The 24,423-nt window shown below is 65.9% G+C and carries 18 protein-coding genes, 1 tRNA gene and 7 pseudogenes; 11 read left to right on the plus strand and 15 right to left on the minus strand.

The features are described from left to right. Positions 1 to 106: 106 nt before the first annotated feature. From thrB to ACFVQG_RS19005, 6 genes and pseudogenes are all read right to left on the minus strand, one after another. On the minus strand, positions 107 to 1,105 hold the full coding sequence (thrB, locus tag ACFVQG_RS18980) for a homoserine kinase (protein WP_383384092.1): 999 nt from the start codon (positions 1,103 to 1,105) through the stop codon (positions 107 to 109). 260 nt (positions 1,106 to 1,365) lie between these two features. Then, entirely contained in the window at positions 1,366 to 2,424 is a 1,059-nt protein-coding gene (thrC, locus tag ACFVQG_RS18985) for a threonine synthase (RefSeq protein ID WP_383384095.1), read from the minus strand. Between the two features lie 6 nt (positions 2,425 to 2,430). Then, positions 2,431 to 3,732, minus strand: a complete 1,302-nt coding sequence (locus ACFVQG_RS18990; RefSeq protein WP_383384098.1) for a homoserine dehydrogenase — start codon at positions 3,730 to 3,732, stop codon at positions 2,431 to 2,433. Between the two features lie 164 nt (positions 3,733 to 3,896). Next, positions 3,897 to 5,288, minus strand: coding sequence for a diaminopimelate decarboxylase (lysA, locus tag ACFVQG_RS18995; RefSeq protein WP_383384101.1), 1,392 nt, complete (start codon positions 5,286 to 5,288; stop codon positions 3,897 to 3,899). 28 nt (positions 5,289 to 5,316) lie between these two features. Further along, positions 5,317 to 6,282 (minus strand): ArgS-related anticodon-binding protein NrtL, encoded by a 966-nt coding sequence (gene nrtL, locus ACFVQG_RS19000; protein ID WP_383384104.1) that lies wholly within the window; start codon positions 6,280 to 6,282, stop codon positions 5,317 to 5,319. A gap of 303 nt (positions 6,283 to 6,585) precedes the next feature. Further along, positions 6,586 to 7,095 (minus strand): annotated as a pseudogene (locus ACFVQG_RS19005) (response regulator); the annotation flags it as partial. Between the two features lie 116 nt (positions 7,096 to 7,211). Here ACFVQG_RS19005 and ACFVQG_RS19010 point away from each other — a divergent pair. Then, a tRNA-Arg gene (locus tag ACFVQG_RS19010) sits at positions 7,212 to 7,283 on the plus strand. 213 nt (positions 7,284 to 7,496) lie between these two features. On the opposite strand, the gene ACFVQG_RS19015 is transcribed toward ACFVQG_RS19010, so the two are convergent. Together ACFVQG_RS19015 and ACFVQG_RS19020 are read right to left on the minus strand one after the other, a co-directional pair. Next, on the minus strand, positions 7,497 to 7,745 hold the full coding sequence (locus ACFVQG_RS19015) for a hypothetical protein (RefSeq protein WP_383384107.1): 249 nt from the start codon (positions 7,743 to 7,745) through the stop codon (positions 7,497 to 7,499). 50 nt (positions 7,746 to 7,795) lie between these two features. Next, a complete protein-coding gene (locus ACFVQG_RS19020) occupies positions 7,796 to 8,545 on the minus strand; it encodes a transposase family protein (protein WP_383384110.1) in 750 nt (249 codons plus the stop codon). 129 nt (positions 8,546 to 8,674) lie between these two features. Here ACFVQG_RS19020 and ACFVQG_RS19025 point away from each other — a divergent pair. From ACFVQG_RS19025 to ACFVQG_RS19045, 5 genes and pseudogenes are all read left to right on the plus strand, one after another. Then, positions 8,675 to 9,071, plus strand: a pseudogene (locus ACFVQG_RS19025) (IS5 family transposase); the annotation flags it as partial. Positions 9,072 to 9,100: 29 nt separating this feature from the next. Continuing rightward, a complete protein-coding gene (locus ACFVQG_RS19030) occupies positions 9,101 to 9,427 on the plus strand; it encodes a hypothetical protein (protein WP_383384112.1) in 327 nt (108 codons plus the stop codon). Between the two features lie 198 nt (positions 9,428 to 9,625). After that, entirely contained in the window at positions 9,626 to 9,787 is a 162-nt protein-coding gene (locus ACFVQG_RS19035) for a hypothetical protein (RefSeq protein ID WP_383384114.1), read from the plus strand. Between the two features lie 231 nt (positions 9,788 to 10,018). Continuing rightward, on the plus strand, positions 10,019 to 11,287 hold the full coding sequence (locus ACFVQG_RS19040; RefSeq protein ID WP_383384117.1) for an HNH endonuclease: 1,269 nt from the start codon (positions 10,019 to 10,021) through the stop codon (positions 11,285 to 11,287). A 136-nt stretch (positions 11,288 to 11,423) separates the two neighbouring features. After that, positions 11,424 to 12,267: pseudogene (locus ACFVQG_RS19045) on the plus strand (IS5 family transposase). On the opposite strand, the gene ACFVQG_RS19050 reads toward ACFVQG_RS19045, so the two are convergent. The 3 genes and pseudogenes from ACFVQG_RS19050 to ACFVQG_RS19060 all read right to left on the minus strand — a co-directional run bounded on the left by ACFVQG_RS19050 (position 12,227) and on the right by ACFVQG_RS19060 (position 16,844). Continuing rightward, the gene (locus tag ACFVQG_RS19050) at positions 12,227 to 13,354 is read right to left on the minus strand and encodes a hypothetical protein (RefSeq protein ID WP_383384120.1); all 1,128 of its coding nucleotides are present in this window, start codon (positions 13,352 to 13,354) and stop codon (positions 12,227 to 12,229) included. The pseudogene ACFVQG_RS19045 and the gene ACFVQG_RS19050 overlap by 41 nt on opposite strands. A 2-nt stretch (positions 13,355 to 13,356) precedes the next feature. Beyond that, complete coding sequence (locus ACFVQG_RS19055) at positions 13,357 to 14,355, minus strand: restriction endonuclease (RefSeq protein ID WP_383385529.1); 999 nt, start codon at positions 14,353 to 14,355, stop codon at positions 13,357 to 13,359. A gap of 905 nt (positions 14,356 to 15,260) precedes the next feature. After that, positions 15,261 to 16,844, minus strand: a pseudogene (locus ACFVQG_RS19060) (IS4 family transposase). Positions 16,845 to 16,999: 155 nt separating this feature from the next. Here ACFVQG_RS19060 and ACFVQG_RS19065 point away from each other — a divergent pair. Then, positions 17,000 to 17,065: pseudogene (locus ACFVQG_RS19065) on the plus strand (hypothetical protein); the annotation flags it as partial. A gap of 216 nt (positions 17,066 to 17,281) precedes the next feature. On the opposite strand, the gene ACFVQG_RS19070 reads toward ACFVQG_RS19065, so the two are convergent. Continuing rightward, entirely contained in the window at positions 17,282 to 18,523 is a 1,242-nt protein-coding gene (locus tag ACFVQG_RS19070) for an IS110 family transposase (protein WP_383384121.1), read from the minus strand. 421 nt (positions 18,524 to 18,944) lie between these two features. Between ACFVQG_RS19070 and ACFVQG_RS19075 the strand changes: the two genes are divergently transcribed. Then, a complete protein-coding gene (locus ACFVQG_RS19075; protein WP_383385533.1) occupies positions 18,945 to 19,130 on the plus strand; it encodes a hypothetical protein in 186 nt (61 codons plus the stop codon). Between the two features lie 362 nt (positions 19,131 to 19,492). Here ACFVQG_RS19075 and ACFVQG_RS19080 read toward each other — a convergent pair whose 3' ends face one another. After that, positions 19,493 to 19,717, minus strand: a complete 225-nt coding sequence (locus tag ACFVQG_RS19080; RefSeq protein ID WP_383384124.1) for a hypothetical protein — start codon at positions 19,715 to 19,717, stop codon at positions 19,493 to 19,495. A gap of 241 nt (positions 19,718 to 19,958) precedes the next feature. Here ACFVQG_RS19080 and ACFVQG_RS19085 point away from each other — a divergent pair. The 3 genes and pseudogenes from ACFVQG_RS19085 to ACFVQG_RS19095 all read left to right on the plus strand — a co-directional run. Beyond that, positions 19,959 to 20,219 (plus strand): annotated as a pseudogene (locus tag ACFVQG_RS19085) (transposase); the annotation flags it as partial. 40 nt (positions 20,220 to 20,259) lie between these two features. After that, a pseudogene (locus ACFVQG_RS19090) lies at positions 20,260 to 20,691 on the plus strand (integrase core domain-containing protein); the annotation flags it as partial. Positions 20,692 to 21,488: 797 nt separating this feature from the next. Then, entirely contained in the window at positions 21,489 to 21,956 is a 468-nt protein-coding gene (locus tag ACFVQG_RS19095) for a hypothetical protein (RefSeq protein ID WP_383384127.1), read from the plus strand. A gap of 81 nt (positions 21,957 to 22,037) precedes the next feature. On the opposite strand, the gene ACFVQG_RS19100 is transcribed toward ACFVQG_RS19095, so the two are convergent. Then, positions 22,038 to 22,403 carry a hypothetical protein gene (locus tag ACFVQG_RS19100; RefSeq protein ID WP_383384130.1) on the minus strand — a complete coding sequence of 122 codons (366 nt, stop codon included), beginning with the start codon at positions 22,401 to 22,403 and terminating at the stop codon, positions 22,038 to 22,040. Further along, entirely contained in the window at positions 22,403 to 24,382 is a 1,980-nt protein-coding gene (locus ACFVQG_RS19105) for a DUF4132 domain-containing protein (protein WP_383384133.1), read from the minus strand. The genes ACFVQG_RS19100 and ACFVQG_RS19105 overlap by 1 nt, the downstream gene beginning before the upstream one ends. Positions 24,383 to 24,423 lie beyond the last annotated feature (41 nt).

Consider the following 24,423-nt stretch of genomic DNA (forward strand, 5'->3'; position numbering starts at 1 on the left):
CGGGGACACGAGGCACCTCGCCATGGTGAGGTCGGGTGCAGACTTGAGGTTAACACTACCGGATCCAACAAACATTCCCCCTCTCGAAATCCGGCAACCGCCCGCTTTATTTGTCCCCGCTGATGTCACCGACCGGGTCACGGCCGCTGTCACCCTCGGTGTTCTCGCTGGTGGCGCCGGGGTTTGTACTGGTCGCGAGCGGCAGCACGCTCGCTCCCTCGACATCGAGGCCGAGTCGGTTGGCGGCCCAGTCCGCTCCGGCCAGCGCCTCGACCTTGTCGGCGCTCTCCGCGTCGGCCAGGGCCATCACGGTGGGTCCGGCGCCGGAGATCACCGCCGGGATGCCGTCGGCGCGCAGCCGCTCCACCAGCGCCGCGCTCTCCGGCATCGCGGGGGCGCGGTACTCCTGGTGGAGCCGGTCCTCGGTGGCGGGCAGCAGCAGCTCGGGGCGCCTGGTCAGTGCCTCGACGAGCAGGGCGGCGCGGCCCGCGTTGGCGGCGGCGTCGACGTGCGGCACGGTGCGCGGGAGCAGTCCGCGCGCGGCCTCGGTGAGCACGGGCTTCCCGGGCACGAAAACCACCGGAACGATGGAATCGGCGGGCTCCATCCTGATCGCCCGCGCGGCGCCCGCCTCCATCCAGGAGAGCGTGAAGCCGCCGAGCAGACAGGCGGCGACGTTGTCGGGGTGGCCCTCGATCTCGGTGGCCAGCTCCAGCAGGGCGGCGTCGTCGAGGCGGGCCTCGCCGCCTATGGTCACGGCGCGGGCGGCGACGATCCCGGCGCAGATGGCGGCCGAGGAGGAGCCGAGGCCCCGGCCGTGCGGGATGCGGTTGGCGCAGACGATCTCCAGGCCGCGCGGCTGGCCGCCGAGGACGTCGAAGGCGGTGCGCAGGGAGCGTACGAGCAGATGGCCCTCGTCACGCGGGAGGGTCTCGCTGCCCTCGCCCGCGATGTCGATGTGCAGCCCGGAGTCGGCCACCCGGACGACGACGTCGTCGTACAAGCCCAGCGCGAGGCCGAGGGCGTCGAAGCCCGGGCCGAGGTTGGCGCTGGTGGCGGGGACGCGCACCCGGACGGCGGCGGCGCGGAACGCTGGACCGGCCATCGCTCGATGACTCTCCTTGAGCTGCGTGATTGTCGAAGACATTCGAAGTCGATACGTACGGGGAACCCCGGCCCTTCGGGCCGCTCGGCAGCATGCCCTCGACGGGCATATGCGGCAGGCGGGTTCAGTACAGCTTATCGAAGGAAGGTTCTGTGGCGACATAGGGCGCACAGGAGGCGCACGATGCGTGTCGTAAGCCCCCTGTGCACCCCTCATAGGGAATGACCTAGGGAATGACCTAGGGATTTGCCCGATGGGCGTCAGGCCAGCCCGAGCCGCTCGGCCGCCGTCGCCGCGTCGACCGGGACGGTGACGGGCTGCGGGGCGCCCGCGACGGCCCAGTCGGGGTCCTTGAGGCCGTTGCCGGTGACGGTGCACACGATCCGCTGGCCGGGGTCGACCTTGCCCTGCTCGGCCGCCTTCAGCAGCCCGGCGACGGACGCGGCCGAGGCGGGCTCGACGAAGACGCCCTCCTGAGCGGCCAAGAGGCGGTAGGCGCGCAGGATCTCACGGTCCGTCACCTCGTCGATGAGCCCGCCGGACTCGTCGCGCGCGGCGAGCGCGTACTGCCAGGAGGCCGGGTTGCCGATCCGGATGGCGGTGGCGATGGTCGACGGGTCCTTGACGACCTCACCGCGCACGATGGGCGCGGAGCCGGAGGCCTGGAACCCCCACATGCGCGGGGTCCTCGCGGCCACGCCGTCGGCGGCGTACTCGCGGTACCCCCTCCAGTACGCGGTGATGTTGCCCGCGTTGCCCACCGGCAGGACATGGATGTCGGGCGCGTCGCCGAGCATGTCGACGATCTCGAAGGCGGCGGTCTTCTGCCCCTCGATACGCACCGGATTGACCGAATTGACCAGCGCCACGGGGTAGTTGTCGCTGAGCGCGCGCGCGAGGGTCAGACAGTCGTCGAAGTTGCCGTCGACCTGGAGGATCTTGGCACCGTGGACGAGGGCCTGGCCCATCTTCCCGAGGGCGATCTTGCCCTGCGGCACGAGAACGGCCGAAACCATACCCGCGCGCACGGCGTACGCGGCGGCGGAGGCGGACGTGTTGCCGGTGGAGGCGCAGATGACGGCCTTCGCCCCCTCCTCCTTGGCCCTGCTGATGGCCATGGTCATACCGCGGTCCTTGAAGGACCCGGTGGGATTGGCACCCTCCACCTTCAGGTGGACCTCGCAGCCCGTGCGCTCGGAGAGCACCTGCGCGGGCACGAGGGGCGTGCCGCCCTCGCGGAGCGTCACGACCGGCGTGGTGTGGGAGACGGGCAGCCGGTGCCGGTACTCCTCGATGATTCCGCGCCACTGGTGGGTCATTGCTGGTTACTCTCCTTCAACCCGCATGATGCTGGCGACACCCCGCACGGTGTCGAGCTTGCGCAGCGCCTCGACGGTCCCGGTGAGGGAGGCGTCGGACGCGCGATGGGTGACGACGACGAGGGAGGCCTCACCGTCGCTGTCCTGTCGTCCTTGCTGCCGCACGGTATCGATCGACACCCCGTGCTCGGCGAAGACGGTCGCGACCTGGGCGAGCACACCCGGTTTGTCCGCCACGTCCAGGCTGATGTGGTACCGCGTGACGACCTCGCCCATCGACGACACGGGCAGCGCGGCGTACGCGGACTCACCGGGCCCGGTAGCGCCGTTGAGCCGGTTGCGGCAGACGGCGACGAGGTCACCGAGCACGGCGGAGGCGGTGGGGCTGCCGCCCGCGCCAGGCCCGTAGAACATCAACTGCCCGGCGGCGTCCGACTCCACGAAGACCGCGTTGTACGCGCCGCGCACGGAGGCGAGCGGATGCGTGAGCGGAATCATCGCGGGATGCACGCGCGCGGTGACCGAGCCCCCGTCCTCGGCCCGTTCACAGATGGCGAGCAGCTTGATGGTGCACCCCATCTCGCGGGCGGAGACGAAGTCGGCGGCGGTCACCTCGGTCATGCCCTCGCGGTATACGTCGTCCAGGCGCACGCGCGTGTGGAAGGCGATCCCGGCGAGGATGGCGGCCTTGGCGGCGGCGTCGAACCCCTCGACATCGGCGGTCGGGTCGGCCTCGGCGTACCCCAGCGCGGTGGCCTCGTCGAGGGCCTCCTGGTATCCGGCGCCACTGGAGTCCATCTTGTCGAGGATGAAGTTGGTCGTCCCGTTGACGATCCCGAGCACGCGGTTGACCTTGTCCCCGGCGAGGGACTCGCGCAGCGGCCGGATCAGCGGAATGGCACCGGCGACGGCGGCCTCGTAGTACAGGTCCCGTCCGTGCTGCTCGGCGGCGGCGTGCAGATCGGCGCCGTCCTGCGCGAGCAGCGCCTTGTTGGCGGAGACGACGGAGGCGCCGTGCGCGAAGGCGGTGGTGATGAGGGTACGGGCGGGCTCGATCCCCCCGATGACCTCCACCACGACATCAATGTCCCCGCGTTTGACGAGGGCGGTGGCGTCGGTGGTGATCAGCTCGGCGGGGATGCCCTCCCGCACCTTCCCGGGCCGCCGCACGGCGACCCCGGCCAGCTCCACGGGCGCACCGATCCGCGCGGCGAGGTCGTCGGCGTGCGTCGTCATGATGCGCGCCACCTCTGAGCCGACAACCCCACAGCCCAGCAGCGCCACCTTCAGCGGACGCGTACGCATCATCCGACCTCGTTTCCTCATACCGTCTACGGTTGGACCAGTCTCACTCACCGGACCGGAGTTTCTGTGCGTGGTCCGGAATATGAGACATCTATTTCATTTGTACGGGGCGGAAGAACCGAAGATCTTCCGGCCCCGTAAGGGTTGTCTGGGGCATGGTCAGGGGGTCACCCGACATCGAGCCGCAGAAGATCCTCTTCCGTCTCCCGCCGGACGATCACCCGGGCCTCCCCCTCGCGCACGGCGACGACGGGCGGCCTCAGGACGTGGTTGTAGTTGCTGGCCATCGACCTGCAGTAGGCGCCGGTCGCCGGTACGGCGATCAGGTCGCCCGGTGCCAGGTCGGCGGGCAGGAACGCGTCCTTGACCACGATGTCCCCACTCTCGCAGTGCTTGCCGACGACACGCGAGAGCATCGGCTCGGCGTCGGAGGTACGGGACACGAGGGCGACGCTGTACTCGGCGTCGTAGAGCGCGGTACGGATGTTGTCCGACATCCCGCCGTCGACGGACACGTAGGTCCGCAGGCCGTCGAGCGGCTTCACGGTGCCGACCTCGTAGAGGGTGAAGGCCGTCGGCCCCACGATGGCGCGCCCGGGTTCGACGGAGATCCGGGGAGTGCGCAGCCTGGCACCCTCACATTCCCGGGTGACGATCTCGCTGAGCGCCTTGGCGATCTCATGGGGCTCACGGGGATCGTCGTCACTGGTGTAGGCGATCCCGAGCCCGCCTCCGAGGTCGATCTCGGGCAGTTCGACCCCGTGCTCGTCACGGATGTCCTTGAGCAGCCCGACCACGCGGTGGGCGGCGACCTCGAACCCGGACATGTCGAAGATCTGCGACCCGATGTGCGAGTGGATGCCGATCAGCTCGAGCCCGTCGAGCCGAAGGGCCCGCCGTACGGCCTCGGCGGCCTGCCCACCGGCGAGCGGAATCCCGAACTTCTGGTCCTCATGGGCGGTGGCGATGAACTCATGGGTATGCGCCTCGACGCCCACGGTGACGCGAATCTGCACCCGCTGCCGCTTACCGGCCGCTTCAGCGATGTGCGCGACGCGCACGATCTCCTGGAAGGAGTCGAGAACAATCCGCCCGACCCCGGCGTGCACGGCCCGCTCGATCTCCTCCACGGACTTGTTGTTGCCGTGGAAGGCGATCCGGTCGGCGGGCATCCCGGCGGAGAGGGCGGTGGTGAGTTCCCCACCGGAGCACACATCGAGATTGAGCCCCTCCTCGTGCAGCCACCGCACCACGGCCCGCGAGAGGAACGCCTTACCGGCGTAGAACACGTCGGCGTCCGGCCCGAAGGCGGCCCGCCAGGCACGGGCACGGGAACGGAAGTCGGACTCGTCGAGCACATAGGCGGGGGTCCCGAACTCCTCCGCGAGCCGGGTCACGGGAATCCCGCCGACGGTCAAGACACCGTCGCCGTCCCGGGAGACCGTCTCGGCCCACACCTTGCGGTCGAGGGCGTTGAGATCGGTGGGCGGGGCGGAGTAGTGCCCCTCGGGCAGGACATCGGCGTGACGGGGCCCGGCGGGATGTGCGGAACGGCTCATGTCTTCGCTGGCTCTCTTCGCTGGCTCTTCATAGATGGTCGGGTGCGTCGATGCCGAGCAGGGCCAGGCCGCCGGCCAGCACCGCCCCGGCGGCTTCGGCAAGAGCGAGCCGGGCGCGGTGGGCGGCCAGGGGTTTCTCCGCACCACGCGGCAACACGGTCGGCAGCAACGGCAGCACGGCATCGGCGACGGCGACGAGGTGCCGGGCGAGACGGTCGGGGGCGCGATGGGTGGCGGCGGCGGTGAGGACGCGGGGGTGGTCGGCGAGCAGGGAGGTCAGGGAACCGTCGGCATGGCTGCCGGGCTCGGCGCTGAATCCCAGGTCGGCGGCGTTGCGGGTGAGGGCGCGGGTTCGGGCGTGGGCGTACCGCACGCGGAAGAGGGGGTTGCTCTCCCGCTGGACCAGATGGTCGGCGGTGATCCGGGGCCGGTCGTGCGGCGCGGGGTGGAGCAGGGCCCAGAGCGCGGCGTCGGCGCCGAGGAACGCGGGGTCCTCGGGCGCGGGTACGGGCCGCAGGTTCACGGGCTCCCCGTGCTCGACCTCGACGCGCCCGCCCTGCGAGGCGACGATCCGCGCCACCGCGTCGGCGACGGCCTCGGCACGCACCTCGTGGGGCACGCGCAACGAGATGACCTGCCCCTCAAACTCCCGGGAACACCCGTACCGCTCCCCCTCCCCCAGAATCCGCCGTACGACATCCCGGCCGACGCCTTGGTCAAGCCGGATGTTGATGAACCCGCCCCCGGTGACGCGCACCTCCCGCACACCCTCGGCCCGGTCCAGATACCGCCCCAACACCTCCGCCACCCGCACCGCGGGCTGCCCCGCGGGCCGCGCCAACCGCAGGGCGATGTTGGTGGCGTAATCCCCGAACCCACCCGCCCCGGGCACCCTGACGACGGCCCGCTCAGGGACGGTCACGGTCAGTTCCCCGTCGTCGACAGCACAACGCACGGCGTGCAGCACGGTGCGGGAGAGTTCGACGGGGGTCACGGGACAAGCGTAGGGGAGGAGGGGGGTGGGTATGCGAGCTGGTTTGGGGTTGGTTCCGGGATGTGGACGGGGGCCCGGCGCGTCCTGCTGGCGGGAGGCTCAGCCGCCGGTCCGCTCGGGCGGACTGGCGGATGTCTCGGCAGAGACGGCCAGAGGGGCGGGGACCGAACCGGCATCGGCATCGGAGTCCGCGTCGGACGAAGAGGCGGGGGCCCCGACAGCTGCCGAAACAGAGGTCGCGGCCGACGTCACAGCCGTAGCCGTCGGAGCCGTAGCCGTCACAGCCGTAGCCGTCGGAGCCGTAGCCGTCGGAGCCGAGACGTCACCCCCACGCCCACGCCCACCAGCCGCCCCCTCAACCAACCCACGCACCACCCGCACCAGCTCCCCGGGCTCGAACGGCTTGGCAAGAAAGGCATCCACACCAATATCGAGGCCGCTCTCGACCTCGTACTGGGTACAAGCACTGACGATCACGAGGGGCAGGTCCCGAGTGAGCGGATCACTCCGCAGCCGGGCCGCGGTCCGCAGCCCGTCCAGCCGAGGCATGACGACATCGAGGGTGACCACATCGGGCCGCACCTGATGCACGACTTCCAGACACTCGGCACCATCGGCCGCGGTCACGACCTCGAGGCCCTCCAGCTCGAGATTGACCCTGATCAACTGCCGGATGACCTTGTTGTCGTCCACAACAAGCACCCGACCCGACGCGCCTGGCACAACTCGAGAGTAGGTCCGCACCGGCCACCGCGTCCGGGTTTTCCCCACTTCCACCCCCTCCGGGGGACCCTGCCGTACCTTTGCCCCCATCCCCGGCCGCACCTTCACCTCCCTCCCCGCCTCACCGGAAACCCGTTCATGAACACCCCACCGGAGCTGGTAGTGTTCTACCCGTCGCCGCAGCCACAGAGCACCGCGAACGACACGCCCCCGTAGCTCAGGGGATAGAGCAACGGCCTCCGGAGCCGTGTGCGCAGGTTCGAATCCTGCCGGGGGCACCGAACATGAGGTGCCCAAAGACCCCGTCACCAGCGGAAGCGCTGAGGTCGGGGTCTTCGTGTGTGTGCAGGCGTGTGCCGCTCGAGCGGCTGTATGCCGAGGTTTGTGGACGAGGCGTGGACGCGATCTTGCCGCATCGCCGCAGGTGAGGCCTGGAAAACGACGAGGCCCCTGGGCAGGATGCCAGGAACCTCGCACGTGGTCAGGCGATGTCACTCGTACTCGCGCAGCAGTTCCTCAATGCGTCGGTTGGCGACCTCTTGGCGGCCGTCGAGACACTTTGCGTAGCGGGTCAGGAGGACTTCGACGCTGTTGCCGGCGCGCTCGGCAACCTCGGTAAGGTCGACACCCGCGTTGAGCCACGTGGAGAGTGCCGAATGGCGAAGGTCGTACGGCCGACGCGCGAGCGGCGAGGCCGCCACGGCCGGTGGCAGCGCCAACACACCGGCGTGCTGCCACACGCGGTAGTAGGTTGAGGATGGGACGACGGCGCCCTTCTCAGTGAGCTTCTTCAGCGTTGCAGCTCCAGTGTGAGGACTGCCTTGGCGATTGACGTCATGCGGTTGGGGCTGCAGCGGGACCTGCGGAAGATCCGCCAGGACTTCAGGCGGGCGACGCCGGGTTCGACGGGTGCTCGTGCCGCGGCCAGGGCACGGTTGCGGGTCCTGTCGGTGGGAGTGAGTTCCTGGAAGGGCTTGCGCTTGATGCCGGTGGTGAGCCATGGGCCGGCGCCCTGGTAGGCGAGATCGGCCACGATCGGAACGCCCTGGCGCTCGCAGATGCGGATGATCCGGTGGGTGCGTGCGGCAGTCAGGTCGTAAGTGCGGCCCGGCAGAGCGGGCGAGAGCCATAACAGCCAGCCGCAGGGATCGGTGACAACCTGCACGTTCACGCCGTGGCGCCGGTGTCTGTGGGAGTAGTCGGCCCGGCCGTCGCCGACCCGGTCGCACTCGGCGAGGGTGCCGTCGAGCAGGACGAAGTCGGGTTCGTGCTCGCGCAGTGTCTTCAGCAGACCTGGGGCACGCGCGGCGAGCTGGTCGACGACCGCGCTGGTGTAGGCGTGGGCGGTGGACTCGCTGATCCCGAACCCGGTGGCGATCTTCGCCAGAGTGATGTGTTCGCGCAGGTACACCAGTGCCACCATCGCGCGCTGGGACGGCCGGAGCTTGCAGCGCCGGTCGCCCTCACGGGTGACGATCAGCATGGTGACCCACTCCACGAGTGCATGCGGCAGGTCGAGTGCGGCAGGATGGATGACCAACGAGGCCCCCGAGCAACGTGATTGAGACGTCAGACACCTCGATCAACAGCTCGGGGGCCTCGCTCGTTGCGCTTGTCGGCCCATCACCCGATCGGTGGCGACCTCGAAGAAGCTCATGTGGTGGGCTGAACGACCAAGATTCACCTCGCAGCCGATGCACGCTGCCGACCTCTCGCGTTCGTCCTCACGGCCGGTCAGGCCGGGGATGCACCGGCCCTTCACCGACGTCATGGCCCGCCTGCGTGTTCCCCGGCGACGTGGCCGTCCGCGCACCAGGCCGGACGTGGTCCCGGCGGACAAGGCCTATTCGTCCCGTGCGATCTGCGGCCACCGGCTGCGACGAGGCAGCCGAGGCGGCAGGCCACCACCCTTCGACCGCGAGACCTACAAGCAGCGCAACACCGTCGAGCGCTGCATCAACCGGCTCAAGCAGTGGCGCGGCATCGCCACCCGCTACGAGAAGACCGCCACGATCTACCTGGCCGGACTCCACATCGCTGGCATCTTCCTCTGGTCCGCCCGCTGATCCAAACGAAACCGCCTAACTGTTGGTCGATGCATGTCGGCTGGTCTGGACATGCACTCGACCACGTTCGTGCGCTGGAGCACGACTTGATGATGTCGCCGCCTCCGGTGTGGTCGCCGCTGACGTTGTGCCGGGCAACACTGGAGGGCGCGGCTTTCGTCGGCTACCTGTGCAACCCGGCTGTGTCGGTGGGGCAGAGGGTTGCTCGGGCGGCCAGTAAGCGGGTCAAGAAAGCGCAGAATCAGAGCGGCGCGGCTGCGGTGCTCGGTCCAAAGGAGCAAGCCGCAGCCGCACGTGACATCGCGGAGGCCAAGCAGTTGGTAACCGCTGCGGGGGCTGTACAGCAGGTCAACTGACGCGGGCGGCTGACCGCGTACACGGTGGATGGGGAGTCCGCGCCTCTCGACCACAGCATCTCTGCCGAGATCAAGGCGTTCCTGCCACCGTGGACCACGAGCTCGTATCCCTTGGTCTTCGGTGCAGCGCATGGACGTCCGTGGATGATCGCGCGGGGGCGCTCGGCAGACGGTTCCTGGGCTGGTGAGGCCGCTACTGTGCTGGCTGCGCTGATCACCCTCATGGGTGCGCTGGAGGCAGGTGGCGACGCGTGGGGGGCGTACCTGGGGCGGGACGTCAGCGCCGCCCTTGTGGTGATGGAAGTGGCGCGGATGTCAATCGTGACGGACCCGTTCGGCCTGGCGTACGCGCTGTCCTGAGCGGTCGGGCGGACAGCGCCCCGACCAAGGGCGGGGCTCGGGCGGTGGCGGTCAGTGCGAAGAAGCCGAGCAAGAGCGGGGAGCCGTGAACCTGGGCTGGAGTCGAACCAATGCACATGGCTCCGGAAGCCGTATGTTGTCCCGGCAAGTCAGCAGGTCAGAGCCGCACAGGGCAAGCGAGTGACTGGTTCCGTCCGCGGACGGTCCACGCGGTGATTACGATCAGTCGCCATGAGACGCCTTGCGAAGCACACCCGAGACGACGCGTATGCATCTAAAAGGGATTATCAGGAACTTAATCGCGTTCGGAGTGTCAAGGTCTATCCTGGGGTAAATCTGGACAATCACCTCACCTTCACTGCCGAACCGACTGTTGAAACCGCACACGGCACCCTCGTGGCTTTTGGTGCCTACATTGCAGCTGAGACTCCTCTGGAGCTAACCGCGCTGCTTCGTCGGGGCAACGTTTCCAAGAGCGGGGTGTTCAATCTCTCGGCAGATTTCACGCGAGTTGGGTTCGCGCTGAGTGCAGATGAGCCGGGGCCAATTTCTCTGGAACTCTTCTGGGCCGGCACAGATGCGCTAGACGTGTGGGGGCTTGATATTGGGCCTGCCGCTATCCCTGATGGGGTAACTTTCGAGGAAATTTTGGAGGCCGGCAGGTCTATAACTCCTGAAACGTACTACCTTGATCATGCGATCGCGCTTAACGCAGATTTGGCGCCCTCGACCACTTCTGTCGTAGCGGAGGAAGGGGATTGGCTGCACCTAAAGAAGTGCTCTTACTGTGGACGCCTTCTGCCGATCAATATGAACAAGTTGGGATCACTGGCCTTTCATAAGCACAATGCAAAGCGAACTCACCATCAGAACGAGTGTAGGTCCTGTAAAAAATGGCGAATAAATGATAATTTTAACCCGTCCCGTACGGTAGACCAGCTTCACGAGTCTTCGGTGATCACGCGGGAAAGAAAGATTTTCCTGCAGGAATCCAGCATCCTTCAAGAAATCAAAAAGCGGACTGGTGAGGGACTCAAGTCTCAAGTCTGGGAAAGATTCGAACGGCGTTGCTTCAATTGCAAGAAAAAAATTTCCCTTAATCAAGTGCAGCTGGATCATACGCGTCCATTGGCCTACCTGTGGCCGATCGATGAGCACGCGACGTGTCTATGTGCGGAATGCAATAACAACAAAAAGGATCGGTTCCCGGTAGAATTCTACAGCGAGTTGCAACTCCGGGAGCTTTCGCGAATTTGCGGACTTCCTTACGACGAGCTTGTTGAGAAGCGTGTGAACATGGAGCAGCTCGACAGGATCACCAATGACATAATCAGATATGCCACTACTTGGGAGCCTAGAACCTTCTTCTCCGTAGCCCGTAAAGTTCAGGAGATTCACCCTGAGATTAGATTGGGTGAGCAGCTCCAGTATTTGAGCCCGGAAATTTATGAGGATCTACTCGCCCGTGCTGCGGCTGTAAGGCTACTAGAGGACGAGTGACATGGAGCACGGTGAGCCTCGGGCATAGCGAGGCTCACCGCTAACTTGTGACGGCCCTGACAACGGCTGACACAATGAGGTGGATCGGCGTTGGTTGCCGTGTCCAGGGCGGGAGTTGAACGTTCGGCCCGGCGTGGTGACATCCCCGTGGATCGTGTCGGATGAGCTGTGGGACCGCCTGGAGCCGCTGCTGCCGCAGCGTGAGCGCCGCTTCCGGTGTCCCGGCCGCAAGGCGTTACCGGACGGGAGGCGTTGTGCGGACCTGTATGTGCTGCACACCTGCATCCAGTGGGAGTGCCTCCCGAAGGAGCTGGGCTTCGGCTCGGGCATGATCTGCTGGCGACGGCTGCGGGACTGGAACGAGGCCGGTGTTTGGCAACGGCTCCACGAGGTCCTGCTGGCCGAACTGTACGCAGCCTCGCGGCTGGACTGGTCCCGCTGCGTGGTCGACTCTTCCCATGTCAGGGCGCTAAAGAGGGGAACCACACGGGCCCCTCGCCGGTCGATCAGGGCCGGGCAGGCTCGAAACACCACCTCATCACCGACGGACACGGCACCTCGCTCGCCGTCCTGCTGACCGGCGGCAACCGCAACGACGTCACCCAGCTCCTGCCCTTACTCGACGCGATCCCGCCGGTCCGCGGCCGGGTCGGACGACCGCGCCGCAAACCCGACTCCCTCTTCGCCGACCGTGGCTACGACCACGACATCTACCGAGATCAGATCCGCGCTCGCGGCATCGTGCCGGCCATCGCCCGCCGCGGAACACGGCACGGCACCGGACCGGGCACCTACCGCTGGGTGATCGAGAGAAGCTTCGCGTGGCTGCATGGCTACGGATCCGCTGGGAACGCAGAGCCGATATCCACGAAGCGTTCCTCAAAAGTTGCCTGCTGCCTGATCGCGCACCGACAACTCAGCTCATTATGTTAGCCGCTGTTAGACTTTTTGGAAGAACAGCATATGGTGGTGCTTTGTAAGGCCCTTGTCTCTGAGGCCGTGATTAGCGACCCGCTCGACGTTCTCGATTGACTCACCAACGAGATCTAGATACCCCTTCCCTAGGGTTCGCATATCTCCCACCAGGTCACCTCGGCCGCCACTTCCAATGTGTACCGCCATTACACCGCCGGATGCAAGAAGTTGAGTACAGGTCGAGAAGAATTCGGCGTAGACACTGGTCGACTTTGTTTGCTGCCGCTCAAGGAAATCTAGACTCTTGGTGTGGAAGTCTGTTGCCCGCCAGCCGCAGAACCACATCCTCAACCAATTAGGTCGATCGAAACGCATCCCGATGAATGGGGGGCTGGTTATAATCGCGTCGACCGGATCTGTAATTTTATTGGGAAGATCCCTGAAGTCGCCATAGTGAGCTTCGCCCTGTACGAACAGCGGCGGCAGTGGTACGGCAAGAGCAGAAGTAACTCGGTTTTGCAATCTTTCAATGAGCGACTTATAGATGTACTCACCTGTCGGATTGAATGGAGTGATCGGATGGGAAGTGCGTGACAAGGCGTATGGCCTATTACCATGAAGAACGTGCAGTAGAGATGCCCACATGAAAGCGTCGCCTCGCACTCCCTTCGTCAGGAAGACCTTGCGCGCCTTCAGTACCTCCAACAGCGTCTCGGGATGGTAGTAAGCAGAAACTGATGCATTGAGTCCGAATTCAGCTTCAGCGATGTCGTCGGCGCTGAGATTGACTGTCAGAATTTCCTTTTCCAGCCGGGAAATCTGCTCTAGTGCTTCATCGAGTGAGGGCGGGGTCATTTTAGCTGCGCCGACAGTAGCCGCGAGTGGGCTCTTGTCGTTCGTGATTGCCCTTCTCCCTAGGAGGGCTGCCTCGAATGGCACAGTTCCCACTCCGCCTAGGGGATCCAGAACACTGCCGCCTTCTGGTGCGAAGGACTTCACAAGCCAGTGGGCCATCGCCGGCTTGAATTTTCCCTGATAAGAGCAAAGGGAATGCAGCTTGTGCCCCCAGGAGCGGCTCGCATATGCGCCCCTAGTGTATGGGAGTGTTGATTGGAATTCGTTGATCGCGGCTTTCAGGTCAGAGCGCTTCACAGTCAGCCCTTTCGGAAAATGATTTCGACTTGCTGAAGCGCACTGCGGTCGCGTGAATACCTTCGAGCGATTACCTCGTCAGATACAACCTCGAACCCGACGCGCTCAGCTACCTGGACGAGCAGGCGATCTGTGGGGACATACACGCCATAGAACTTGGAGTCTCCGATGTCGAAGATAAACTGTCCGCCGGGCTTTAGGCTGTGCTGTACCGCTTGGAACACTTGTGTCATATCAGAGAAGTATTGACGCACCAGGAGTGGGATCCTTTTGTCTGGAGAAGCTATATCAAGCGCCGCTGCCACCTCCTCGACACTTTCGTAAGTGTGCTCCAGGTTGCGAGTCTTGCTGACATTATTGATGCCAGCTGTCACGGCCTTTCTGCACAGTCCCGGAAGCTCCTTTTCGGCCTTGATGAAGTCGAGAAGCCAAAGCTCAATTTTAGTGTTTCGGAAGTAATTTGTTCCATTTAGGTAAGGCGGTGACGTGATTGCCAGATCGAATTCGTTTGCTTCGCCGTGACGAACATCTCGGCAATCCTCCGCTAGTTTGACCATGGAGGCCGCGTGATCAGGGATTATATTGATGTCGCGCACCATTTGCGTAACGGAAGCATGGACGAAACCCTGAACGTCGACGACTCGCGTGACGTATTCGTTCGCCCGTCGCCGCCTGAGATCCGCCCGGCGAGTCATATGAGAGCTCGCTACAGCATTAGACGCAGTAGCGAGCAAGAGAAGGTCACGAAGCCAGACGCGGCCGTCACTAATCCGATGGGCTAGATTCTTGATGGCGAGTAGCGTGCGTAGGTGAGCTTCTTCAAAGAAGTCACGCTTTGGGAAAGCCTCATGGTACGGTGATAGGTCAACAAGTTTTGCTTCATGTTCGAGGCTGTCGGACTGCAGGTGCTTTAGAAATTGCTTAGCCGCCGCCTGAAACTCGGATTGCTTTTTCCTGGCTGTGCGCGCTGCGTTGACCTTTGTCTCTGCCACGAAGGACATGAAAGGGTTAATCTCTGAGTAAGAGGAATTTACGCCAGCGTGCGAAGCAACCACTTGAACCGTGCCGGATCCGCCGAATGGGTCGTAAACGTGTGAGACCCTTTCGTTCTGAGCGAGTTTCTGGCGAACGTAGTCTGCAGAAAATCCCTCGACGTAGGGGTACCAGCTATGAACGGCCTGATTCCTGTTATCTCTAAAGGTGACACCGAGATCGAGTGTGCTTTGCTGCGTCACTGGTTCCCTGCCGAAGCGATTTTGGGTGGTCGCGATAGTCTATAGCAGGGCACCTTGCGTGGTAGTCACGCGGTGTTCGATTGATTCCCTGTCGGGCGACCGGGCAGTTACTCACAGTAGCTCGCATGCTGGTGCGCCGGTCGGTGGAGCGGCTTTGGCGTGGTGCTGCTTTGGCGAGTGATCATGGTCCCGTAAGCTTGCGGCGCGTCGGGCAGGTTGTGGACCTGTCCGGTAAAGCACGACGTGGGGGCCATGATCTTCGAGGCTCGCGTCAAAGTGGCTCCGTAACTGGCCGTTCTCTATCAGGCCGTGCGGTCGGTCTGGTTCGAACGGGGCCCTGGACCGGGTGACTTGTAGGCTGGTGGGGCATAGAGGAAGGGCCTCCTGGTAGCTCGCGGTTGTCGAGTCCAGCGAGAAACCAGAGGCCCTGCTGTCGAAGCGTTGCGTGGTGGTAGCTGCCGGGTCCAGTCCGTCCACTCCTGGGTGTGGCTGTCTCGCCCATCGGTTCGGGAACGCGGCCGACCGGCCAGAGCGTCGGCCCCGGTACGGCTCGGACATGAGCGATGCGGAGTGGGCTGCGGTACGGGCTGCCGGTCCGGGGTGTCTGGCGGGTCGGGGCGGCCGCCCGGAGGGCTACTGCCATCGGCAGATGATCGACCAATGCCGCGAAGTTAAGGTCCCGATGGTGCTGTCAAGGGCTCGGGGAGCGGGAGCTTATAGGTGCAGGGGGCTGTGCGGATGAGCCGGTTATTGCGGGTCCAGTAGCAGAGTTGTGCTGTGAGGCTCTTGATGGACGGTGTGGTGGTGAGGCCGAGGCGGCGTGCAATGTCTCGGGTATGCATGGCTTGGTTCGCATTCGCCGCCAGGATCCGGCAGACCTGGTCCCAGCGCCTGGAGGCCGTCTGGCTGGGCGTCTGTGTGCCGGGAGGGGCCGGCGGGTGGACGGTGATCTCGATGGCGCTGATCGGGGTGCTGTCGCGGGGGCGTCCGTCGCGGTTCCAGGTGTGGTAGCGGGAGATTCCGCTCTTGACGATACGGGCGGAAAGCCGCATCCGGCGTTTGGGAGGGAGCGTGCGCAGGATGCGGGTACCGATGTGTCCGACCAGGTCGGAGTAGTTGCGCGGTCCGGTTGTTGGAAGTATTCCGGTGAGGCTGACGACCGTGTCGCGGGCTGCCTCCAGAGCGGCGGTGAAGCCGGCCCGGTCGGGGTCGCAGCCGGGTTCGGTCTCCACCGCGGTCACCATAATCGAGCGCAGTGCCTGGTAGAGGGTGAGCAGTCCCCACACTTCCTGGCAGAGGCCCACCGGGTCCTTCGAACGCAGCACCCGGCCTTGAAGGAGGGTGTGGCGTAGTGCCAGGTAGGCGGTCTCGATCTCCCAGCGTTCATGGTAGAGGCGCATCAAGCGGGCGGCGGGGTCCGTGCGATGGTCGGTGAGTGTTGTCAGCAGGCGGTAGGTGTCACCGAAAGTGCCGCCGTCGACGGTGCGTGCTTGGACCTCGGCCTCGATCACTCGTAGCGAGAGGCTGCCGATGCGGGTGAGGTACGAGCCGTCGGGCAGCACGGCCAGCACCGGTGGGCGCCGGGTGCTGGTGCAGCGCACCAGGAACTGCGCGCCCTGTCGCGTGATGGCGGCTAGGAGCTCGTTGCCGTCAAATGCACGGTCTGCCAGAAGGAGCATGTCCGGGGTGAGGTGGCTGGTCAGTTCCCGGGCGTAGTCGCTCTCGGCTTTGACGGCGGGACCGAAGGTTGCTGCGATCAGGCCGCGGGTGCCTGTCTCGCACAGCGTCATCAGCATCAGCTGGGGTAACCCGCCGGGCCGTGGCGCCGCACGGTGCGACCGAGCCAGGACCTGTTGCGTTCGTGGTCGGGGACCGACAAGCTTCCGCATCCATCGAATGCGACCGTGCGCCAACGGCGGTAGCGCACTCCGGGGGTGGAGGGCTGGGCCAGCGGGCCCGCCAGCACGTCGAAGAGCCGCTGCAAAGGGGCGACGCCCACCCGCCGGCGCAGATCACGAAGTGCCTTCTCGGACGGCCGTGGCACGTTGCCGCTCAGCCCTGCTACGAGTTTGTCCCACACCAGCTGAGCTCCCAGATACTCGAACATGCCGAGAGCCAGGACGAAGTAGACCCCGACCCGGGATGGCAGTCTCCGTAATCGTTTCTCGCGGGCTCCGGTCTCTTCCACCCACCGCATCCACCAGCTCCGGTGGGATGACCTGGGTTAACTCGCCGATGTGACCGGGCGCGAGCACGTCAGGCGTGCCGCCCGTGACAAACTGGGCCACAGGGCCTCTCCTCTCTCAGGAAGATCTTGGTCGATCCCCTGGATAGCAGAGGCCCTGCCACATCTCACGAACTCCTTGACATTGCCATCGGGGCCTTAACTTCGCGGCATTGGATAATCGACATGGTGCGCTACCTCGTCCACAACGGCATCCAGTGGCGGGCAGTGCCGTCCGACTTTCCGCCCTGGCCGCCGGTGTATGCCTTCTTCACCCGATGGCGGGATACGGGCCTGGTGACCGAACTGCACGACCGGCTGCGCGAGACCGTCCGCACGGCTGAGGTCCGAAAGCCGGAGCCGAGCTCGAGGGTCGAGGACTCGCAGTCGGTGAAGGCGGATGCCACCGTCGCCCATGTCTCGCGGGGCTTCGACGCCGGGAAGAAGACATCCGATGCGAAGAACGTGTCAAGCGGCGAGGGCAAGACGGGGTTCTCGCAAGGTCGGGAAGGCTACGGCCTCGTTGAACGGGACGCGGTGAGTCAGACAGTGGTGGAGGCAGCCGATCATCCGGTTGAAGAGGTTCCTCTGCGCGGCCGTGTGCCGATCTCCGGCCTCGCGTCGGCGGTCGTAGTGAGCCCGCGCTCCGTCTGAGTGGGCCATCGCCGAGAAGGCCCACATGTAGCCAACGCCGGCCAGCCGCTGGTTCTTCACCCTGCGGGCCGCGACTGACACGCTCTTGCCGGAGGCCCGGGTGACCGGGGCGGAACCCGCGTATGCCTTCAGACCTCTGGCGTCGGCGAACCGAGTCCTGTCGTCGCCGATCTCAGCCAGAACCCGAGCTCCACTGAGGGGGCCCAGCCCTGGAAAGCTGGTGATGATCTCGGCATCAGCGTGCGTCTCGAACGCCTGCACCGCGGCCTCGGCGAGATCGTCGGCGCTCGCGCACGCGGCTTCCAACTGCCGAAGTAGCGCGATTGCCTGACGCCCCATGGCCTCCTCGACCAGGGGGAGGTGGTGCATCTGCGATGCGCGAAGTGCGCTGTGCAGACGCTCGACCTCCCTGTCGATGGTGTTCTTGCGGCCGGCCTTCTTCAGTACGGCCCGCAGCTGCGGCCTGGTCAACTTGGCCGCCTGGCGCGGGGTCGGCGCCGCAGCCAAGAGAGCCCGGGCTATGGGGTGATAGATGCCCTCGCGGCGGTGCCCGACGGCGGCCAGGTAGCCGGGGAAGTACTCACGCAGGTGGGAGGTCAGCTTGTTGCCGGCCTGGGTTCGATCCCAGACGGCGTCCTGCTGAGCACGTGCAAGGACCGCGACGGCCTGGGCCACCTCCGAGTCGGCGGGAAGCATGCGGTGAGCGGCTGCATCGGTGCGGAGGATGTTCGCCAGCACCATGGCGTCCAGGTGGTCGGACTTCTTGCGGGAGACCGTGTGTCGGTCCCGGTATCGGGCGGCGGCCATCGGGTTGATGGCGTAGACGGGGCGGCCCGTTGCCCGTAGGCAGGCGCCCAGAAGTCCGCGGGAGGTCTCGATGGCCACCGGGATGGGATCCTGCGGACTATCGTCGTGCTCGGCGAGTATCTGAAGCAGCTGGGCGAGCCCTTCCGCAGAGTCATCAATGCGAGCACGAGCCAGCAGCGAACCCGTTTCATCGACGACGGCTATGTCGTGGTGATCGCTGGCCCAGTCGATGCCGCAGAACGCTTGCACTCGCCTCACGCTTCCTCATCGAACCTGTGTCGTGGCTGGTCACAGCCGTGCAGGGCATGCGTCTCTCTAATGGAAGGGCTCGGCGGCCCGACATCCGATTAGCCGTTCATGACCCCAGCGACCTGCGGGGCCCTCGGTCTTGATCGGAGCTGGTAGCTCCCGAGCACGTAAGAGGTAGTCCCCGCAGGGGGCTTGGACCACGATCATCATCGGTGATCAAGTGATCGCTCTCGATGCCGACGGCGAGCGCCAGCACACGTCAGTCTTCTTTGAGGGCTCAGAGGCCCGGATCAACGGAGGACGTCGTGCTGACGCCGGCGATCGACATCGAGAAGGTGTTTCAACGAGCTCAGCTACCGCCCATTAGATCAACGGACGCAAGCGGCACCTGCTCACCGACACCCTCGGACTGCTTTTGACCGTGCGGATCACACCGGCGTCGACCACCGATCGGCACGCCGCCCTCGGCCTGCTGCCCGCAGTAAAGGATCACTACCCGCATCTGGGCCGACGGTGGCTACTCCGGTCACCTCACCGACTGGACCACCCAGCACCTCGGAATTGTCCTCGACATCGTCCGCCGCAGCGACGACGTCCAAAGCTTTGAGGTCCTGTGCCGACGCTGGGTCGTCGAAAGATCCTTCACTGGCTCCTGCGCAGCCGGCGCCTGGTCCGTGACTACGAACGACGCTCCTACACCAGCGAGACGGTCACCCTGTGGTCGATGACCATGCTCATGACCCGACGCCTGGCCGCCCGGCACCAGCAGCATCCCGCTCCGGCGCGGGCAGCATGAACCTGCCCGGCTTCTCCTTCACCAACCAACGCCGTTCCACCAGCCGTTTCAGCCGGGCTCCCGCCTCCCTCGACGCGGGAGGCGGGAGCACTGTCCCAGCCAAGCACCACCGCCGCCCGCCGGGCACCCAACTCGTCTCTTCCCGCTTCCAGGGCCGCAGCCATCAACGCCTGCTAGTCCACCGACAGCACCTCGGTCCCGGCCACATTTTGGCGGTGAGGTACCGCCCGACGCGGGCCCACCGGCTTCCTCTGCGACGCAGCGGCCTCAACGGGTGCATCCTCCTCGGCCAGTGCTTCCAGATACTGCTCCAGTCCGATCGTCCGATGCCGGAGCACCTCTTCCGCCTCCGCCAGAGCTGCCCGCACCCGCTCCAGCTTAACTTCGAGTTTCTCCACCCGCACTGCCGCGACCTTCTGCCGCGGCTCCAGGACCGTCCGTATCGACGGCATTCGCCACAGCCCCACCAAATCTCGGCCAGCAACGAACCGAGACTCCCGCGACATCCGCCACCTCATGCCTGACCAGCAGAAACCACACGTGAGGTGCGGAAAGAGAACGACCTCTAAAGCCGTGGAGCCGAGCGCCCCGGGGACTGTAAAGCGTTCGGTGTAACTCCCGATCATGGAAGATGCATCGATGGCCAGTGAGGACGTGACCGATCCCAAGTGTGTCGAGTCGGCAGAGGCGGTGTCGGCGAAGGTTGTGGACGGCCAGTTGATCGACGAACTGGTGTGCCGGGCCCAGGCCGAGGGTCTGCAGCTGACAGGCGTGGGCGGGCTGCTGCAGCAACTGACCAAGCGGCTGCTGGAGTCCGCCCTGGAGGGCGAGATCACCGACCACCTCGGCTGCGACAAGCACGCTGCGGCTGGCAAGAACGGCGGCAGCTCCCGCAACGGCTAACGCTCCAAGACCGTGCTGAGCGACGTGGGCCCGGTGGGCCGTCGACGACCACAGCCGCCTGGCCTACAGCGAGGTCCACTCGGACGAGAAGGCCGCCACCTGCGCCGCCTTCTTGCGGCGGGCCGCAGCCTTCTGCGCCACCTGCGGCATCGACCAAATCGAGCGGGTCCTGACCGACAACGCCTGGCCCTACCGCAAGAGCTTCGCCTGGCGGCAGGCACTGGCCGACCTCGGCGCGGCTGGCAAGCTCACCCGCATCTACCGGCCGCAGACCAACGGCAAGGTCGAACGCTTCAACCGCACCCTGCTCGACGAATGGGCCTACCTGCGGCCCTACACCAGCAACGGCGAACGCACCGCCGCCCTGGCAGACTTCCTGCATACCTACAACCACCACCGCTGCCACACCGCACTCGGCGGCCACCCACCGATCAGCCGTGTGAACAACGCTTCAGGTCAATACACCTAGCCTGCCTACTGCCAGTGTCCGAGCACCGTATGGGGCCGACAGACGTGTCTTCGAGCTGCGCGCTGCTCGGCCACCTTGCGCTCGGAACGTTGCTCCCGTGCAAGGACGAGACGAAGAGTACCGTGCCAAACGCGTGCCGGATCCAGCAGGGAACAGCGGGGTATCGAGCGGTGGTCTCCCAGGACACCAGCGCCCTCAGCCGCAGGTCAGGAAGACAATCCTGGCCGGAGGACACGAGCTTCCCAAGCTGATGTCACTCGCGTCCGGGGATAGACACCGCCTTTGCTTTCGTACAGCGGACGTATTGGTTTGCCACTTCGTCCGGGCTGCGGCGCTAGGCAGTGTCTTTCCGATTATCGGCTCGCCGGGCTCCGGACGGACACCCGGCGAGCCGGGGCAGGACTTGGCTCCTCAGATGTCCCGGACGGCGCCACGCAAGGCGTCCGTGGTTACGGACCCCCGGCGACTGTGGGAAATGCCGGGGATCGTGCGCCGCAAGGCGGACTGCGTTGACGACGAGATACGGATGTACCTGTTGCGCACCGCCGAGTTGCTCTCCCTGAAGTAGACGCGGCTACACGCGGGCTCTGTGAGGGCACCAAGGAACCCATCGATCACTTACACACGACAGTTTCGGCGCCTTGCCGAGCGCGAAATGGGCGTTGCAGGCCGACTCTGATTGGGTGGTCGGCATCGCCGACGAGGGTTACGGCGCGGTCGCGGGTTGGGGCAGGGTCGGGTGGGCGGGACTCGTTATGGGTCTGCGGGCTCGGGCGATCTTGTGATGTTCTGCCTCCGTGAACGGTCTTCTCTCGGCGCTGATCGCCATCGCGGGTACGTTGTTGGGCTCTGCTGTCACGCACGCGTTCCAGTGGAAGGCGTCCGCGCGGGAGCAGGTGTTCGCGGCGCAGCAGCAGCTTCGGGCGGATCGGATGGCTGTTTACAGTGACTTCGCGGGGGCGCTGACGGAGTTTCGGCGGGGGCAGCAGGATCGTTGGCATCGGCAGGATGAGGATGCGGACGGGGCCGCGTTCGTCGAGGCGCGGAACGAGGCCTATCGGCTGCGGGGGATCGCGTTGCACGCGTTGTTCCGGGTGCAGCTCATCGCGAGTGCGCAGACGCTGATCGATGCCGCGCAGGAGGCGTACGCGCTGACCACCGGTCTGCACAAGGCGGGCGACAGGGCGGAGTTGAAGGATCGGGCTGACCGGGCGCGGGCGGTTCTGGAGGAGTTCATCAGGCATGCCTCCACCGAGGTGCAGTGATGCAGTGCCTGCAGGCCTGCAGTGCCTGTCGTGACTGCAGTGCCTGTCGTGACTGTCGTGACTGACGTGACTGCCGTGCCTTCAGCCGCCTGCCAGTGCCACCAGCTTTATGAAGATCAGGGTTGGGTCTTTCGTCAGGTCCACCATCTCGTCCAAGTCCTCGATCTGGTGGTCTCCCGCCAGGATGAAGAAGCCGTTGGAGAGGAAGGCTCGTTCGGCGGCTTCGGGGGTGGGGAGGTGGCAGCCGTTCGGGGCCGTCTCGGCTTCTTCGGGGCGGACCAAGCCGTTGAGGTGGGTGGTGGGGTGGGCGTTGTGGCGGGCCACCTCCTCGCGGACTCGGAGTCTCAGGAGGTCTCTCGCCGACATGCGGGTGGGGAGGTCCGGGACCTGCCACTCCGTGAGGGGCTTGCCTGTTGCTGTTTCGTCGCGGAACGTCACGGTGGGCATCAGATTCCTCGTTTGATCTGCCTGAGGATTGATTCGTCGGTGATCTTTGTGTCCGCCGCCAGCAGGAACGCCTTGCTCAGGATCAGGGACAGTCTGTCGTCCTCGAAGGGGAGGAAGGGGCCGGTGCCTCCTCCCGTCGGGGGTTTCTGATTCCTTGCCGGGACTATGCAGAGGTAGTCGTCGTTCGGGGTCATCAGGATGTTCGCCGAGCCCAAGTGGATTCTGTACGTGCGCAGGTCGCCCTGCACGAGGAGGAAGCGGTCCTCCAAGCGGCATCTGTTCGCTATCTTCAGGCGCGGGATGATGCGCGACAGGGCCTCTCTGCGGATCTCCGCGCTGGCCGTCAGGTCGGCGAATCCCGTTCGTTCCCAGTAGGTGCGTTCCGGGCCTGCGTCCGTCCAGTCAGGGTCGGCGGCGATCGAGGTCACGCCCACGAAGAGGTCCACGTCGCGCATCGCCTCGCTGAAGACCAGCTCGGGGACGTCACGTAGGGGTGCCTCCTGCCAGGTGCCCGCGTGTCTGCGGTCGAAGCGGACGTGGTCGGTGGAGGCCAGTTCGTCGTCGCCCGACCAGTCGGCCCAGGTGTGGAAGAAGCGGGCCCGCCACTGGCCCGCCGCGAAGGTGCGGACGGCCTCGTCGCCGTCGCCGCAGTCCCAGGGGCCGAGCAGGCTGCTTCGCCAGCCGCGGGCGCGGAACAGGGCGAACATCCGGCGGTAGTGGACCAGGTGCGCGGCGAAGCGGTGGGAGTAGACGGCGGTCTGCTCCTCGGCCGGGGTGAGGACGTAGATCTCCCGGAACGCCTGTTTGAAGGGCTGGCGGATGTGTTGTTCCGTCAGGAGGTTCCGCCACCCACGTACCTCCTGTGGGGTGGAGCGCAGGGGGTGCCAGAGGCGTACCGACGCGTCGGACGGTGGCGACGGGAGGGTGCCCTCCGTCTCCGGGAGTGTCGCGTGCCACTTGCCCGGGGTCGTCTCCACCTCCCAGATGAGGCGGCGGATCAGGGTTCGGGCCAGCGGGTGGCTCGCCAGTTCCGTGTGCCACCAGGTGTAGGGGTGGGCCGCGTCCGTCGTGAAGCCGCCCTCCAGAGCGCGGAGGAGAGTCGCCAGCTGGGCGTTCACCCGCTTGACCACCTCGCGCAGTTCCTTCAGCAGGGTCGGGTGGTCGCGGCGGACCGGGGCGGGGGTGCCGCTGAGTGGGCGGCCCGCCTTCTCCCAGGTGAGGGTGGCCGTGTCGGTGACTCTCACCACCGCCTCGTAGTCGCCAGCCGTGCGGCGCAGGACGCCCTCGTCGTCGAAGTCCAGCCTGGGGAGTCGTAGGGCGACCTCGGTGCGTTCGGCGAGTGCCGCGTCGATCTTCTTCAGGGACTTGTCGAGTTGTCTGGGGACTCCGGCGTGGCGGACGGTGCGGCGTGCGGTGCGCAGCGCCGTCGCCAGTTCGGGGGTGGGGAAGTCCTGTGCCGCGCGGACGACTTCGTAGAGCAGGGCCTGGGAGGGGAGGGTCCTTGCCTTCGGGGTGGGGGCCAGGGACACGCCCGGGAGGAGTCGGTCGAACAGGGTCGGCAGCCAGGGCTCGTCCCGTATCAGGGCGACCCGTAGGGCCTTGCCCAGTGTGATCACCTCGCGGTCCGTGAACGCCTTGTCCGGGTGGTACGGGATCCTGCCCGTCTGGATCGCGTCCGTGCGGTCGGCCGCGGCCTCCAGGGCTCGGCGGGCGAACGCGGCGTAGGCCGGGTTCTCCGCCGATCGCCGCCATGCGTCCGCTTGCGGTGCGGAGAATCTGTCCTGCCGGTCGATGGAGGCGAGTTGGGCCTGTTCGTGTGGGGGGAGAGCGGCGATCGTCGCCGTCTCGTCCGCCACGATCGGGCCCACCTCGTGGGCAGAACGGGCCAGGGCCGCGTCCGGAGGGCCGTCGCCCGTCAGGGCCGCTGTCGCCGGTAGCGCGGGCGTGCAGCGCGGGCGGCTGTCCTCGTCGTTCACCATGGCCGGATCATGGCAGGGGGCACTGACAATCCCGGTGTCGG

Origin of the sequence: Streptomyces sp. NPDC057877, assembly GCF_042796855.1 — a bacterium.
Taxonomy (GTDB): Bacteria; Actinomycetota; Actinomycetes; order Streptomycetales; family Streptomycetaceae; genus Streptomyces.

Coding starts and splice junctions, on each gene's coding strand:
- thrB (WP_383384092.1), bottom strand. CDS start 1,105: ATGGCCGGTCCAGCGTTCCGCGCCGCCGCCGTCCGGGTGCGCGTCCCC.
- ACFVQG_RS18990 (WP_383384098.1), bottom strand. CDS start 3,732: ATGATGCGTACGCGTCCGCTGAAGGTGGCGCTGCTGGGCTGTGGGGTT.
- ACFVQG_RS19105 (WP_383384133.1), bottom strand. CDS start 24,382: ATGGTGAACGACGAGGACAGCCGCCCGCGCTGCACGCCCGCGCTACCG.
- thrC (WP_383384095.1), bottom strand. CDS start 2,424: ATGACCCACCAGTGGCGCGGAATCATCGAGGAGTACCGGCACCGGCTG.
- ACFVQG_RS19040 (WP_383384117.1), top strand. CDS start 10,019: ATGAGACGCCTTGCGAAGCACACCCGAGACGACGCGTATGCATCTAAA.
- lysA (WP_383384101.1), bottom strand. CDS start 5,288: ATGAGCCGTTCCGCACATCCCGCCGGGCCCCGTCACGCCGATGTCCTG.
- ACFVQG_RS19055 (WP_383385529.1), bottom strand. CDS start 14,355: ATGTCCTTCGTGGCAGAGACAAAGGTCAACGCAGCGCGCACAGCCAGG.
- ACFVQG_RS19030 (WP_383384112.1), top strand. CDS start 9,101: ATGCATGTCGGCTGGTCTGGACATGCACTCGACCACGTTCGTGCGCTG.
- ACFVQG_RS19100 (WP_383384130.1), bottom strand. CDS start 22,403: ATGCCCACCGTGACGTTCCGCGACGAAACAGCAACAGGCAAGCCCCTC.